Source organism: Stenotrophomonas maltophilia group sp. Smal32, assembly GCF_030237085.1.
GTDB lineage: Bacteria > Pseudomonadota > Gammaproteobacteria > Xanthomonadales > Xanthomonadaceae > Stenotrophomonas > Stenotrophomonas maltophilia_Q.
Genome location: NZ_JASJSI010000110.1, coordinates 1 through 13,693 on the forward strand (window position 1 = coordinate 1; position 13,693 = coordinate 13,693).

General features: G+C 68.3%; 12 protein-coding genes. 7 read left to right on the top strand and 5 right to left on the bottom strand.

Translation table 11 applies throughout. The annotated features are described in order from the left end of the window. Positions 1–214: 214 nt before the first annotated feature. Both xseA and queG read right to left on the bottom strand, forming a co-directional pair. Positions 215–1,546, bottom strand: coding sequence for an exodeoxyribonuclease VII large subunit (xseA, locus tag QRO91_RS18860; RefSeq protein WP_197651188.1), 1,332 nt, complete (start codon positions 1,544–1,546; stop codon positions 215–217). 44 nt (positions 1,547–1,590) lie between these two features. Continuing rightward, the gene (gene queG, locus QRO91_RS18865; protein WP_197620774.1) at positions 1,591–2,661 is read right to left on the bottom strand and encodes a tRNA epoxyqueuosine(34) reductase QueG; all 1,071 of its coding nucleotides are present in this window, start codon (positions 2,659–2,661) and stop codon (positions 1,591–1,593) included. A gap of 23 nt (positions 2,662–2,684) precedes the next feature. Between queG and QRO91_RS18870 the strand changes: the two genes are divergently transcribed. From QRO91_RS18870 to QRO91_RS18895, 6 genes are all read left to right on the top strand, one after another. Further along, positions 2,685–4,169, top strand: a complete 1,485-nt coding sequence (locus QRO91_RS18870; RefSeq protein WP_197620776.1) for an NAD(P)H-hydrate dehydratase — start codon at positions 2,685–2,687, stop codon at positions 4,167–4,169. Beyond that, positions 4,166–4,648: a tRNA (adenosine(37)-N6)-threonylcarbamoyltransferase complex ATPase subunit type 1 TsaE gene (tsaE, locus tag QRO91_RS18875; protein ID WP_099497572.1), complete on the top strand. Its 483-nt coding sequence runs from the start codon at positions 4,166–4,168 to the stop codon at positions 4,646–4,648. Before QRO91_RS18870 ends, tsaE begins: the two co-directional genes overlap by 4 nt. Before the next feature lie 82 nt (positions 4,649–4,730). Continuing rightward, positions 4,731–6,293: an N-acetylmuramoyl-L-alanine amidase gene (locus tag QRO91_RS18880; RefSeq protein ID WP_111112360.1), complete on the top strand. Its 1,563-nt coding sequence runs from the start codon at positions 4,731–4,733 to the stop codon at positions 6,291–6,293. 93 nt (positions 6,294–6,386) lie between these two features. After that, positions 6,387–8,291, top strand: coding sequence for a DNA mismatch repair endonuclease MutL (gene mutL / locus QRO91_RS18885; protein ID WP_197632405.1), 1,905 nt, complete (start codon positions 6,387–6,389; stop codon positions 8,289–8,291). 11 nt (positions 8,292–8,302) lie between these two features. Continuing rightward, positions 8,303–9,232 carry a DUF1684 domain-containing protein gene (locus tag QRO91_RS18890; protein ID WP_197651185.1) on the top strand — a complete coding sequence of 310 codons (930 nt, stop codon included), beginning with the start codon at positions 8,303–8,305 and terminating at the stop codon, positions 9,230–9,232. A gap of 1 nt (position 9,233) precedes the next feature. Further along, complete coding sequence (locus QRO91_RS18895; RefSeq protein ID WP_049428591.1) at positions 9,234–10,190, top strand: TraB/GumN family protein; 957 nt, start codon at positions 9,234–9,236, stop codon at positions 10,188–10,190. Between the two features lie 73 nt (positions 10,191–10,263). On the opposite strand, the gene phaR is transcribed toward QRO91_RS18895, so the two are convergent. From phaR to gluQRS, 3 genes are all read right to left on the bottom strand, one after another. Then, positions 10,264–10,803: a polyhydroxyalkanoate synthesis repressor PhaR gene (gene phaR / locus QRO91_RS18900; RefSeq protein WP_049428593.1), complete on the bottom strand. Its 540-nt coding sequence runs from the start codon at positions 10,801–10,803 to the stop codon at positions 10,264–10,266. A gap of 185 nt (positions 10,804–10,988) precedes the next feature. Then, positions 10,989–11,729, bottom strand: a complete 741-nt coding sequence (gene phbB / locus QRO91_RS18905; protein WP_049428595.1) for an acetoacetyl-CoA reductase — start codon at positions 11,727–11,729, stop codon at positions 10,989–10,991. 17 nt (positions 11,730–11,746) lie between these two features. Further along, positions 11,747–12,667 carry a tRNA glutamyl-Q(34) synthetase GluQRS gene (gene gluQRS, locus QRO91_RS18910; RefSeq protein WP_197651183.1) on the bottom strand — a complete coding sequence of 307 codons (921 nt, stop codon included), beginning with the start codon at positions 12,665–12,667 and terminating at the stop codon, positions 11,747–11,749. Positions 12,668–12,760: 93 nt separating this feature from the next. On the opposite strand from gluQRS, the gene htpX reads away from it, so the two are divergent. Then, positions 12,761–13,627: a protease HtpX gene (gene htpX / locus QRO91_RS18915; protein WP_197620781.1), complete on the top strand. Its 867-nt coding sequence runs from the start codon at positions 12,761–12,763 to the stop codon at positions 13,625–13,627. Positions 13,628–13,693: the final 66 nt, after the last annotated feature.

Consider the following 13,693-nt stretch of genomic DNA (forward strand, 5'->3'; position numbering starts at 1 on the left):
CCGACGCACGCCGGAACAGCGGGGGGGGGCGGCCCCCCCCCCCCCGCGGCCCCCCCCCCCCCCGCGCCCCGCCCCCCCCCCCCCCCCCCCCCCCCCCCCCCCCCCCCCCCCCCCCCCCCCCCCCCGCCATCCCACGGAATGCTCGCTTTTGACGTTGACGTTGCCTTGGCTTGAAGCCTCTGCAGGTGCAGGGCGCAGCCCTGCCGAACACCCCTTACTTGACCTGCACGTCGATCACGCCGTCGCCGACGCGCGCCTGCAGCGCATCGCCTGGCTGCACCTGGTCGACCTTCCGCACCAGCGTGCCGTCGTCGCTGCGGATGAGGATGCTGTAGCCGCGGGCCACGGTGGCCAGCGGGCTGACTGCCTCCAGCGAACGCGCCAGCCCGCGCAGGCGCAGTGCATCGCGTTCAAGCCGGCGTTGCATTGCAGCCTGTGGACGCCCACGCAGGGCGGCGAGGCGGCGCTGCATCGCGTCGAGCTGGCGCTGCGGATGGTGCCCGCGCAGCACCGCCGCTGCATGACGCAGGCGCGCGGCACGGCGTTCCTGCTGCTGGTTGAACGCGGCATGCAGGCGCCGGCCCAGGTCCAGCTGACGGCGACGCAGCAGATCCAGTCGCACCTGTGGGCTCTGCGCGTTGAGGCGCAGCAGTGCTCGGTCGGCACGCTGCATCGCCTGCTGCATCGCGTGCCGCTGCAGCTGCACCATGCGTGCCGCCGTACGGCGCAGGCGCAGTGCCAGTTCGCGCTGGTCCGGCACCAGCAGTTCGGCGGCCACCGACGGTGTCGGCGCGCGCAGGTCGGCGGCGAAGTCGCTCAGGCTGAAGTCGGTTTCGTGGCCCACCGCCGACACCACCGGCGTGTGGCTGGCCGCAATCGCGCGGGCCAGCGCTTCATCGTTGAACGCCCACAGGTCTTCCAGTGAGCCGCCACCGCGGGTCAGCAGGATCACGTCGTAGCGGCCACTGGCATCGGCGGCCTGCAGCAGGCGGGTGATCTGCGCGGCGGCCGTGCTGCCCTGTACCAGGGTCGGCAGCAGGTCCACTTCCAGCAGCGGGAAGCGGCGGGCCAGCACGCTCAGCACGTCACGCACGGCGGCACCGGTGGGCGAGGTGATCACCGCCAGGCGCTGCACGTGTGCAGGCATCGACCGCTTGCGTGCCGGGTCGAACAGGCCCTCGGCCTCCAGCCGTGCCTTCAGCTCTTCGAATGCGCGGCGCAGTGCGCCTTCGCCGGCTTCCTCCATGTGGTCCAGCACCATCTGGTACTCGCCACGGGCGTCGTACAGGGTCACCTTGCCGCGCACCAGCACGCGCATGCCCTCGCGCGGCACGAACTTCAGGTACTGCGCCTTCATCCGGAACATCGCCGCCCGCAGCTGGGCGCGCGCGTCCTTCAGCGTGAAGTAGAGATGCCCGGAGGCGGGGCGCGCCACGCTGCCAAGCTCGGCCTCGACCCAGATCGCCGGGAAGCTGCCTTCCAGCAGGTCACGGGCCAGGGTGTTGAGCTGGCTGGGGGTGAGGATGTCGTTGTTGCGTGGCTGCATGGGAACGGCGTGCGGCAGGTGGAACGGGTGCTCAGGATCGCACGTCAGCGCGGTGCGTGCTGGCCCAGCGCCCACTGCACGTGTTCGCGCACCAGGGTTGAGGGATGGTCGGCACGGGTGTGCAGTGCGGCCAGCGTTTCGGCCGTGGTCGGCGCATTGCCCAGTGCTACGGCGATGTTGCGCAGCCAGCGCTCATGGCCGCTGCGGCGGATCGGGCTGCCTTCGGTGCGGCGCAGGAACTCGGCTTCGTCCCAGGCGAACAGCTGGTCCAGGCGGGCAGTGTCGAGGTTGTTGCGTGCGCGGAAGTCGGCTTCGTCGGTGCGCTTGGCGAACTTGTTCCAGGGGCAGACCAGCTGGCAGTCGTCGCAGCCGTAGATGCGGTTGCCCATCAATGGCCGCATGTCTTCGGGGATGGCGCCGTCGTGCTCGATGGTCAGGTAGGAAATGCAGCGCCGCGCATCCAGACGCTGCGGGCCAGTGATGGCCTGGGTCGGGCAGACATCGATGCAACGCGTGCAGGTGCCGCAGTGCGCAGTGGCCGGGGTATCGATCGGCAGCGGGATGTCGATGTAGATCTCGCCGATGAAGAACCACGAACCGCCGTGGCGATCGATCAGGCAGGTGTGCTTGCCGATCCAGCCCAGCCCGGCGTTGCGCGCCAGTGCGCGTTCCAGCACAGGGGCCGAATCGACGAACACGCGGTAGCCCAGCGGCGCCACTTCGTCGTTGATCTGCGTGGCCAGCTTCTGCAGCCGGTTGCGCATCAGCTTGTGGTAGTCGCGGCCCAGCGCGTAGCGCGCCACGTAGGCGCGGCCGGGATCGGCCAGGGTGGCCCAGGCTTCGGTGTCGTCCTTGTGGCTGTAGTCCATGCCTACCGAGATCACCCGCACCGTGCCGGGCAGCAGCTCGGCGGGACGCGCGCGCAGGGTGCCGTGGCGCGCCATCCAGTCCATCGTGCCGTACAGGCCCTGGCCCAGCCAGTCGGCCAGGTGCGCCTCATCCTCGCCCAGCTCGATGCCGGCGATACCGCAGCGCTGGAAGCCATGCGCACGCGCCAGTTCGCGGATGCGCTGCACGGCCTGGGCCGGATCGACAGGGGTGGGGGCGGGGGACATGTGCACCAGTATAAAATCCCTGCATGGCCAACCTTGCCGATCTGTTCGATTCCGTCGCTGCGCGTGCGCTTGATGCGCAGGCCTCGGCACTGGCTGCCGATGGCGGCTGGGGCCTGATGGCGCAGGCCGGCCAGGCCGCCTGGCAGTGCCTGCTGCAGCACTGGCCGCAGGCGCGGCGGATCGGCGTGGTGGTCGGAGCGGGCAACAACGGCGGCGACGGCCTGGTGCTGGCCCGCCATGCACGGCAGGCGGGGCGCGCGGTGACGGTGATCGCCTTGCCGGGCAAGCCACCTTCAACCGTGCTGGCACAGCGTGCAGCATCGGATTTCAAGTCCGACGGCGGCATTGTCATGGAATTCGATGGGGCCTTGCCCGAGGCGGATATCTGGGTCGATGCCCTGTTCGGGCTGGGCTTCGACCGCGCGCCCGAAGGCGCGGCGCAGGCGCTGATCGCCGCCGTCAATGCGCAGGCAGCACCGGTGCTGGCGCTGGACGTCCCCAGTGGCGTGGATGCCGACCGCGGCGCGGTGCCGGGTGTGGCGGTGAACGCCGCACTGACCCTGCAGTTCATCGTGGCGCATCGCGGCCTGTATACCGGGGATGCGCTGGATCATTGCGGGCAGAAGGCGCTGGCACCGCTGCAGCTGCCAGCGGCTGCATGGCAGGGCGCATCGCCCGCCGCGGAGCACTGGACACAGGCGCGTTTGCCGGCACTGCTGCCACCACGCCGCGCCAATACCCACAAGGGCGAATCCGGGCACGTGCTGTGCGTCGGCGGCAACCATGGCAGCGGCGGGGCCATCGCAATGGCAGCCGAAGCGGCACTGCGTGCCGGTGCGGGGTTGTTGAGCCTGGGCACCCGGCGCGATCACGTCGGCCCGTTGCTGGCTCGGCTGCCCGAGGCCATGACCCATGCGCTTGAAGATGGCGATGTGCTGCCGGCGCTGCTGGACAAGGCCAGGGTGGTGGCGATCGGCCCCGGCCTGGGCCAGGACGAATGGGCGCACGCACTGTTTGCGCGGGTGCTGGCTGGCGACAAACCGCTGGTGGTTGATGCCGATGCACTGAATCTGCTGGCGCAGGATCCGCGCGCGCTACCGGGCGCCATCCTTACGCCACACCCGGGCGAGGCCGCGCGCCTGCTCGGGTGCAGTACCGCCGACATCCAGGCCGATCGCTACCGCTGTGCGCAGGCGTTGGCCGAACGCTTCCACGCCGTGGTGGTGCTGAAGGGCGCGGGCAGCATCGTAACGGCTCCAGGGCAGGCGCCCCGACTGATCGCTGCAGGCAATCCCGGCATGGCCGTGGGCGGCATGGGCGACCTGCTCACCGGCATCATTGCCAGCCTGCGCGCGCAGGGGCTGGCCGCCTTCGACGCTGCCGCCGCTGGTGCACTGCTGCATGCGCTCGCTGGCGACGCTGCGGCCGCCGACGGCGCACGCGGCCTGCTTCCCACTGATCTGCTGGTGCCGCTGCGGCGACTGGCCAACCCGGAACGCTCTTCATGACTGATTTCTTCCTTGCCGACAGCGACGCAACCGAGCTGCTCGGGCAGTGGCTGGCGGCGACCCGACCGCCGCAGGCGCTGATCGAACTGCGCGGCGACCTCGGTGCCGGCAAGTCCACCACCGCCCGTGCACTGTTGCGCGCGCTGGGTGTGCAGGGTGCCATCCGCAGCCCGACCTATACCCTGGTCGAGCGCTATCCGCTGGCCAGTGGCGGCGAGGCCTGGCACCTGGACCTGTATCGCATCGGCCAGGCCGGCGAGCTGGATTTCCTTGGCCTGGATGAGGGCAGCGCGGTGTTGTGGCTGGTCGAATGGCCCGAGCGGGGCGCCGGCGCGTTGCCACCGACCGATCTGGTGGTAGCGCTGGAAATCGAAGGTCAGGGACGCCGCGTGCGTCTCACTGGGGCCAGCGACGTCGGGAATGAATGGCTGAAACGGCTCCCTCAAGGGGGCGACTTGCAGGCCATTTCTGTCGGCTGACGAGAACAAACACCGGCAGGTTACGGATTATTAAGGAAAAAGGTGTTGCATTCCGTTCAGCGCGGTGATTGAATCCTGAGCCATGCGCCCGGGGAACCGTCTCATCGCCATCTGTGCTGCCGTCGGACTGGGTCTGGCGAGCGTCAGTGCGTGGGCCGGTGAGGTCCGCCAGGTTCTGCTGAATACGGGCGCCACCGGCACCCGTGCCGAGATTTCGCTGGTCGGTAGTGGCGGTTACAAGACCCTGTCGCTGGCCGGACCGAACCGCCTGGTGGTCGATTTCCCGGACTCCAGTGCCATACGCAACCTGAAGATGCCGGCCGCGCAGGGCGTGGTTACGGCGGTGCGTACCGGACAGCCGGTGCCGGGGACCTTCCGTGTTGTTTTCGACCTCGCTGAATCGGTGGCGCCGTTCCGCCCGCAGATGCAGCGCGAGGGCAATGAATCCAAGCTGGTGATCGAATGGCCGGGCGATGGCCCGGCCGTGGCCGCCAGCCGTCCTGCAGTGACGCCGGCGGTGCAGCCGCAGGCACCGGTGGCCACGCCCGCGCCGACCCCGGCCGAAAGCGCGCAGTCGCGTACCGATGCCGCGCGTGCGACCGCGCTGCTGACCGCGCAGGTGCGGCAGCAGGCCAGTGCCACCGCCGCCGCACCGGCCACGCCGACCCCGGCGCCGTCCACCGCACCGGCCCAGGTTGCGGCTGCCGGTACCGTGGCCAGCAGCTCGCCTTCTTCCTCGCCGGCCGCGATCCTCGCCGGCCAGCGCACCGCCGCCGTGGTGACCACGCCGCCGGCGACCGTACCGGCACCGGCACCGACGTCGGTGGAACCGCCGCGTCCGGCCATGCCCAGTGATGCCTCGCGCATCCGCATGCAGGCCGGCATGCGTCATCTGGTGGTCGCCATCGATCCCGGTCACGGTGGCCAGGATCCGGGCGCGATCGGCCCGACCGGCAAGCGCGAAAAGGATGTCACCCTCGCTGTGGCCCGTGAGCTTGCCCGCCAGGTCAACGCCACGCCGGGCCTGAAGGCCTATCTGACCCGCGACAGCGACGTGTTCATCCCGCTGCCGATGCGTGCGCAGAAGGCGCGTGCGAACAAGGCCGACATCTTCATTTCGATCCACGCCGATGCGGCCGAAAACCGTTCGGCCACTGGCTCGTCGGTCTATGTGCTGTCGACCAAGGGTGCTTCTTCGCAGCGCGCCCGCTGGCTGGCGGACAAGGAAAACGCGGCCGATCTGGTGGGTGGCGTGCGCCTGCAGCAGACCGAGGGCACGCTCGCCAACGTGTTGCTGGACCTGGCCCAGAGCGGTTACATGAAGGCCTCCGAAGACGCCGCCGGCCACGTGCTGGGCGGCCTGAAGCGGATCGGCAACAACCACAAGCCGAACATCGAACGCGCCAACTTCGCCGTGCTGCGCACCTCGGACATGCCGGCCATGCTGGTGGAAACCGCGTTCATCTCCAACCCGGACGAAGAGCGCCGCCTGATCGATCCGGCCTACCAGCGCAAGATTGCCGGTGCCGTGCTTGACGGTGTGCACACCTTCTTCAGCCGCCAGCCACCGCCGGGGACGCTGTACGCGGCCCGTGCCCAGGCCGAGATCGACGCCGCCGGGACCATGGCCGGCGGCAGCAAGTAAGCCGTTCCGCGCGCCGTGTAGCGCCGTGCCATGCCCGGCGGGCGTGTGGCTCCGCTATCATCGACCCATGAAGTCTGCTGCCCATCCTCTCCCATGAGCGCGCCCGGCCCGCGTCCGATCCGGCCGTTGCCGGAAATCCTGATCAACCAGATCGCCGCCGGCGAAGTGGTCGAACGTCCAGCATCGGTGGTCAAGGAACTGGTCGAGAACGCGATCGATGCCGGCGCCAGCCGTGTCGACATCGACCTGGAAGAGGGCGGTGTCCGCCTGATCCGCATCCGCGACAACGGCAGTGGCATCGCACCGGAACAGCTGCCACTGGCGGTATCGCGCCATGCCACCAGCAAGATCGCCGACCTCGACGACCTCGAATCGGTGGCCACGCTCGGTTTCCGTGGTGAAGCACTGCCCTCGATTGCCTCGGTCAGCCGCTTCACCCTGTCCTCGCGTCGCGCGCATGACGAACACGGATCGGCGCTGCAGATCGAAGGCGGCAAGATCGGCGAAGTGACACCGCGCGCGCATGCGCCGGGCACCACGGTGGAAGTGCGCGAGCTGTTCTACAACGTACCGGCGCGACGCAAGTTCCTGCGCGCCGAGCGTACCGAACTGGGCCATATCGAAGAATGGCTGCGGTCGCTGGCGCTGGCGCGACCGGATGTCGAGCTGCGCGTGTCGCACAACGGCAAGGCCTCGCGCCGCTACAAGCCGGGCGACCTGTATTCCGATGCGCGGCTGGCCGAAACGCTGGGCGAGGACTTCGCCAACCAGGCTGTGCGCGTGGACCACAGTGGCGCGGGCCTGCGCCTGCATGGCTGGATCGCGCAGCCGCATTATTCACGCGCGAGTGCCGACCAGCAGTACCTGTACGTCAACGGCCGTTCGGTGCGCGACCGCAGCGTCGCCCATGCGGTGAAGATGGCCTACGGCGATGTGCTGTACCACGGCCGCCAGCCGGCCTATGTGCTTTTCCTTGAGCTCGACCCGACCCGGGTCGACGTCAATGTGCACCCGGCCAAGCATGAAGTGCGCTTCCGTGATTCGCGGCTGGTGCATGACTTCGTCTACCGCACGCTGAAGGATGCGCTGGCCGACACCCGTGCCGGCATGTCGGCGCAGGAGATCGGGGCCGGTCCGGTGCCTGCGGGGGACGCCGCTGCTGCGGCGATGGCATCGAGCGTAGGCGCGTCGGGTTTCGGGCTGGTGCGTGGGCCTGCGCCCGGTGCCGGCTCAGGCGGCGGTGGTGGCGGTTTTTCCGGCTGGCGCCCGCAGCAACCCCTTGGGCTGCAGGTGGCTGATGCGCCGGCGGCCTACGCCGCGCTGTATGCCACGCCGGCCGGTGCCGAACGCGGGGCGGCGCTGCCGCCGATGCCCACCGAGAACGGACTGCCGGTCACCAGTGCCGATGCCGGTGTGCCGCCGCTGGGCTATGCGATCGCGCAGCTGCATGGCATCTACATTCTGGCGGAGAACGCAGAAGGCCTGATCGTGGTCGACATGCATGCCGCGCACGAGCGCATCGGCTACGAGCGCCTGAAGAACGCGCACGACGGTATCGGCCTGCAGTCGCAGCCGCTGCTGGTGCCGATCACGCTGGCAGTGGGCGAGCGCGAGGCCGACACGGCCGAAAGTGAAGCCGAGACGTTGGCGGCGCTCGGTTTCGAGGTGACCCGTGCCGGCCCCGGATCGCTGCATGTGCGCAGCATTCCAGCGCTGTTGGCGCATGCCGAACCGGAAGGGCTGCTGCGCGACGTGCTGACCGACCTGCGCGAGCATGGCCAGAGCCGCCGCGTGGCCAGCGCACGTGACGAACTGCTGTCGACCATGGCCTGCCACGGTGCGGTGCGTGCCAACCGGCGCCTGACCGTGCCGGAAATGAACGCGCTGCTGCGCGACATGGAAATCACCGAGCGGTCCGGCCAGTGCAACCACGGCCGGCCGACCTGGGCCCGTTTTTCGCTGGCGGAAATCGACCGCTGGTTCCTGCGCGGACGTTGAGGGGAGCATCGATGCGTTATCGGGGAATGGGCGGCCTGCTGGCCGCCTTGCTGTTGGCCGCGTGCAGCCCGGCGACACCGCCGGCGCCGAAGGTCGCTGAAGATCCGGCCTATGCGGCCGCGCAGCAGCAATGGCGGGTGGCCCGTTACCAGGACCTGACCCGGCCCGATGGCTGGACGGCCCTGGTCGGCCTGCACTGGCTGCAGAACAAATCACACTTCGTCGGCAGTGGTGCCACCAATGGCATCCGCCTGACGGTCGGCCCGGACAAGCTGGGCCTGCTGCGTCGCGAGGGCGGCCAGTGGTGGTTCACGCCCGAAGACGGTGTGGACGTCAGCCATGACGGCCAACCGGTGCGTGGTCGTATCCGCGTCGACACCGACAAGGATCCGCAGCCGACGCTGCTGGCCTTCGACGGTGGCAAAGGCCAGCTCAGCATCATCCGGCGCGGGCCGCGCGATGCGCTGCGGGTCAAACATGCCGATGCGCAGGCGCGCCGTGATTTCGCCGGGCTGGAGTATTGGCCAGGTGGTCCGGACTGGCAGGTGCAGGCACGCTTCATCCCGCATCCGGCGGGCAAGACCCTGCCCATCGTCGACATCACCGGCCTGACCACCGAGATGCCCAATGCGGGCGCGGTCGAATTCGAACGCGATGGCCGCACATGGCGGCTGGAGGCGATCGGAGCCACCGGGCAGCCGCTGTTCCTGATCTTTGCCGACCGCACCAGTGGCCGCGGCAGTTATCCGGCCGGGCGCTACCTGGATACCGATGCACCCTCTGCCGACGGCACGGTACGCATCGATTTCAACCATGCCTACAACCCGCCGTGCGCATTCACCGCCTATGCCACGTGCCCGCTGGCGCCGCCGGAGAACCGGCTGGACCTGCGCATGGAAGCGGGCGAGAAGGCCTACCACCTGTCTGAAGGAGAAGGCTGAGATGCCGTTGAAGCAACTGTTCCGTGCAACGCTGCTGATGGCAGCGCTTGCAATCGCACCGCTGGCACCGGCGCGCAATGCACCGGCCGCCGACGCCGCTGCCACGGCGGCAGCCAAGCCGCCGGTGCCACTGCTGTGGAAGGTGACCGGCCCGGGTGATTCACGCGTGTACCTGCTTGGATCATTCCACCTGTTGAAGCCGCAGGACTACCCGCTGTCGCCCGACGTCGAGCAGGCCTTCGAGGCTTCGAAGCGGGTCGTGTTCGAACTGTCGCCGGAGGACATGCAGTCGCCGCAGCTGGCCAGTCGCATGGTGCAGGCTGCAGTGCGCACCGATGGCAGCGAGCTCAAGCGCGATCTTGACGCGGCCACTTGGCAGAAGCTGCAGGCGTTTGCATCCGGGAACAAGCTTCCGCTGGCGCAGATGCAGGGCATGAAGCCCTGGTTCGTCGGCCTGAGCATTTCGGTCGGGCAGATGCAGAAGATGGGCCTGGACCCGGCGCTGGGCCTGGACCGTCATTTCATGGAGCGCGCGCAGAAGACCGGCCGCAAGACCGCTGGGTTGGAAGACATCGATACCCAGATCGGCATGCTCGACGGCATGACCGTGCAGGAGCAGCGGCAGATGCTGTCCGAGGCGCTGGACCAGGCGGGCAAGGGCGATGAGCAGGCACGCCAGCTGCACGACGCATGGCGGCGCGGCGATGAGCGCGTGTTGTGGACGAAGATGGCCGCGGAAATGCGCCAGCAGTACCCGCAGCTTTACCAGCGCATCAACACCGGGCGCAACGATGCGTGGGTACCGAAGCTGCTGCCGTACCTGCAGGCCGGGCAGGGTGGCACGCTGGTGGTGGTCGGTACGCTGCACCTGCTGGGCAGTGACGGCGTGGTCGAGAAGCTGAAGGCGAAGGGCTACAAGGTCGAACGCGTATGCACGGGGTGCAAGGCGAAACGTTGATGCTCCGCCGGGGGCACAAAACGAAACGGCGCGCCATCGGGCGCGCCGTTTTCGCATCCGACGGTACAGCGGCTCAGCGGCGGGTCTTGCCGCCGGTGCCAGTACCGGTGCCGGGTTCGTTGGGCTTGTTGCCGGTACCGGTGCCGGTACCTGTGCCACCCGGCCGCGGACCACCGAAACCGGTGCCCATGCTGCGCTGGAATTCCTGCCACAGCTCCAGGTTGCGCTCGGTCAGTTGGTTCATCATCGCCCACGGGGTCTGCCCCAGCAGGTTGCCCATCTGCTGGCGGAACTGCTGCTGCTGGTCCAGGAAGACCTGCATGCTGCGCTCCAGGTAATTGCCCATGAAGCCCTGCAGGGAGTCGCCATAGAAGCGGATCAGCTGGCTCAGCAGCTGGGTGGACAGCATCGGTTCGCCGTCCTGTTCCTGGTCGGCGATGATCTGCAGCAGCACCGAACGGGTGAGGTCGTCGCCGCTCTTGGCGTCACGGACTTCGAAGTCTTCACCGTCCAGGATCAGCTGGCGCACGTCCTCGATGGTGATGTAGCTGGAGATCTCGGTGTCGTAGAGACGGCGGTTCGGATACTTCTTGATGATGCGGGTCGCAGCCATTGAAGCGGTCACTCGTCACAGTAGATGCGCAGCATGGCGCAGTGCAGCAGCCGTTGCAACCGCCTCAGCCCCCGCCAGGCTTGGCTTTCACGGGGGATCATGTTGCGCAACAAGGGTTTGCGTGCTGCGCAGCATGACCATTGGCAGGGGCTGCGGATGTGCGCCGCTGCGGCCGCCAGCGCCGCTTACCAACCCATATGGTGGCCGCCATTGATGTCCAGGTTGCTGCCGGTGATCCACGAGGCTTCCTCTGCGACCAGGAAGGACACGCCGTAAGCGATTTCCTCCGGCTTGCCGAGGCGCCCGGTGGGAATGTCGGCGACGATCTTGGCGCGCACTTCTTCCGGCACCGCCATCACCATGTCGGTGGCCACGTAGCCGGGCGAAATGGTGTTGACGGTAATGCCGAAGCCGGCGTTCTCGCGGGCCAGCGAGATGGTGAAGCCATGCATGCCGGCCTTGGCAGCCGCGTAGTTGGCCTGGCCGTACTGGCCCTTCAGGCCGTTGATCGAGCTGATCTGGATGACCCGGCCCCAGCCCCGCCGGCGCATGCCCTCGATGACTGGGCGGGTGACGTTGAACACCGAATTGAGGTTGGTGTTGATCACATCGTGCCACTGGTCCGCGCGCATGCGATGGAAGGTGGTGTCGCGGGTGATGCCGGCATTGTTGACCAGGATCTCGACCGGGCCCAGTTCGGCCTCGACTGCACGTACCAGTGCTTCGGCACTGTCCGGATCGGAGACATCACCCGGGAAGATCGACACGCTGTAACCGCGTTCGGCCATCGCCTGCTGCCAGGTGCGGGCTTTGCCCTCGTCGCGGTAATTGGTGGCGACCCGGTGGCCCTGGTCGGCCAGGCGCTGGCAGATGGCGGTGCCGATGCCGCCGGTTCCGCCGGTGACCAGTGCGACGCGAGATGTCATGGGATGCTGTCCGGAAATCAGGTGGGGGAGGGGGGATTCTGCAACATCGGCGCGGAAAGTGCGCCGGGTGGCAGCAGGATGTCGGCACGTGGCAGCCGCGCCGGGTCGAAGGCCTGCCGGGCGGCCGCCAGCAGCGTGTCCAGATCGTGCGCAGGTTCCAGTGCCCCGGGTGCCTGGCCGAGCAGCTGCCAAAGCTGGCGCAGCACCGGCAGCGGGCGCGAACTGTCCACCGGCAGTGCGGCCAGCGACTTGGAAAGTTTGTGGCCCGGCGTATCCAGCAGCAGCGGCAGGTGCCAGTAGCGCGGTACTGGCAGGCACAGTGCCTGCTGCAGCAGGATCTGCCGTGCGGTAGAGTCGAGCAGGTCGGCGCCGCGCACCACCTCGGTCACGCCCTGTGCGGCGTCATCGACCACGACTGCCAGCTGGTAGGCCCAGCAGCCATCCGCACGGCGCAGCACGAAGTCGCCGACCTTGGCATGCACGTCCTGCTGCTGCGGTCCACGCAGGCCATCGGTGAAGCGCACGATGCTGCCCGGTTGCACGCGGAAGCGGACGGCGGGGTCCGGTCGAGATTGCCGGGCGACGCAACGATGGTGGATGCCGCCGCTGGCAGTCAGGTCGCTGCGGCTGCAGTGGCAGACGAAGGCCTGGTCGCTGGCAAGCAGCACGTCCAGCACGGCCTGGTAGGCGTCGCCGCGCGCGCTCTGCCAGACGATCGGGCCATCGTGGACCAGGCCGAATGCCGCCAGCGCCTGCAGCTGTGCCTCGGCGGCACCGGGCACAGTGCGCGGTGGGTCGACGTCTTCGATGCGCAGCCGCCACAGGCCACCGTGATGGCGTGCAAGCAGCCAGCTGCCGAAGGCGGCGAGCAGGGATCCGGGGTGAAGCAGGCCGGTCGGCGAGGGCGCGAAGCGGCCGCAGGGAGTGGGGGAGATCATGCTGGCTGAATCGTCGGTCAGGTTGGCGCTTGAATTCAAGCTGACCACACCGCAAATTGACCGGTATCGCCCCCTTCCGAGCCGGATTTTCCCATGTTTACCCGCATTGCCCTGTTCCTGGCGACCAACTTCGCGGTCCTGATCCTCGCCAGCATCGTGATGTCGTTGCTGGGGGTCAGTTCGAACCAGATGAGTGGCCTGCTGGTCATGGCCGCGATCTTTGGTTTTGGTGGCTCGCTTATCTCGCTGCTGCTGTCCAAGTGGATGGCCAAGCGCTCCACCGGTGCGGTGGTGATTACCGAGCCGCGCAACCAGACCGAGCGCTGGCTGCTGGCCACGGTCGAGCGCCAGGCCAAGGCCGCCGGCATCGGCATGCCGGAAGTCGCTGTGTACGATGGCCCGGAGATCAACGCCTTCGCCACCGGCGCCAACCGCAACAACGCGCTGGTGGCGGTGTCCACCGGCCTGCTGCACAACATGAGCGAGGACGAGGCCGAAGCGGTGCTGGGCCATGAGATCGCCCACGTCGCCAACGGTGACATGATCACCATGGCGCTGCTGCAGGGTGTGCTGAACACCTTCGTGATCGTGCTGGCCCGCGTGGTCGGCGGCATCATCGACAGCGCGCTGTCGGGCAACCGCGAAGGCGGCGGCCGTGGCTTCGCCTACTTCATCATCGTGTTCGTGCTGGAGATGGTATTCGGCCTGTTCGCCACCATCATCGCGATGTGGTTCTCGCGCCACCGCGAGTTCCGCGCCGATGCAGGCGGTGCCTCGCTGGCTGGCCGCCAGAAGATGATCGCCGCGCTGGAGCGCCTGCAGTTGAACCACGGCCAGAGCACGCTGCCGACGCAGATCGCTGCATTCGGTATTGCCGGTTCGACCGCGAAGAAGCTGTTCATGAGCCATCCGCCGCTGGAAGAGCGCATTGCTGCGCTGCGGGCGTCGACGGTGGCGTAAGTCTTCGCTCCTTGTTAGTGCAGGAACGCCTGGCCCCGCGCCGGGCGTTTTTGTTTGTGGAGAGGC

Bases quoted from the DNA above. Each gene is read 5' to 3' on its own strand.
- htpX (WP_197620781.1), top strand. From the start codon at position 12,761: ATGTTTACCCGCATTGCCCTGTTCCTGGCGACCAACTTCGCGGTCCTG.
- QRO91_RS18870 (WP_197620776.1), top strand. From the start codon at position 2,685: ATGGCCAACCTTGCCGATCTGTTCGATTCCGTCGCTGCGCGTGCGCTT.
- QRO91_RS18895 (WP_049428591.1), top strand. From the start codon at position 9,234: ATGCCGTTGAAGCAACTGTTCCGTGCAACGCTGCTGATGGCAGCGCTT.
- gluQRS (WP_197651183.1), bottom strand. From the start codon at position 12,667: ATGATCTCCCCCACTCCCTGCGGCCGCTTCGCGCCCTCGCCGACCGGC.
- phaR (WP_049428593.1), bottom strand. From the start codon at position 10,803: ATGGCTGCGACCCGCATCATCAAGAAGTATCCGAACCGCCGTCTCTAC.
- QRO91_RS18890 (WP_197651185.1), top strand. From the start codon at position 8,303: ATGCGTTATCGGGGAATGGGCGGCCTGCTGGCCGCCTTGCTGTTGGCC.
- QRO91_RS18880 (WP_111112360.1), top strand. From the start codon at position 4,731: ATGCGCCCGGGGAACCGTCTCATCGCCATCTGTGCTGCCGTCGGACTG.
- mutL (WP_197632405.1), top strand. From the start codon at position 6,387: ATGAGCGCGCCCGGCCCGCGTCCGATCCGGCCGTTGCCGGAAATCCTG.
- tsaE (WP_099497572.1), top strand. From the start codon at position 4,166: ATGACTGATTTCTTCCTTGCCGACAGCGACGCAACCGAGCTGCTCGGG.
- xseA (WP_197651188.1), bottom strand. From the start codon at position 1,546: ATGCAGCCACGCAACAACGACATCCTCACCCCCAGCCAGCTCAACACC.
- phbB (WP_049428595.1), bottom strand. From the start codon at position 11,729: ATGACATCTCGCGTCGCACTGGTCACCGGCGGAACCGGCGGCATCGGC.
- queG (WP_197620774.1), bottom strand. From the start codon at position 2,661: ATGTCCCCCGCCCCCACCCCTGTCGATCCGGCCCAGGCCGTGCAGCGC.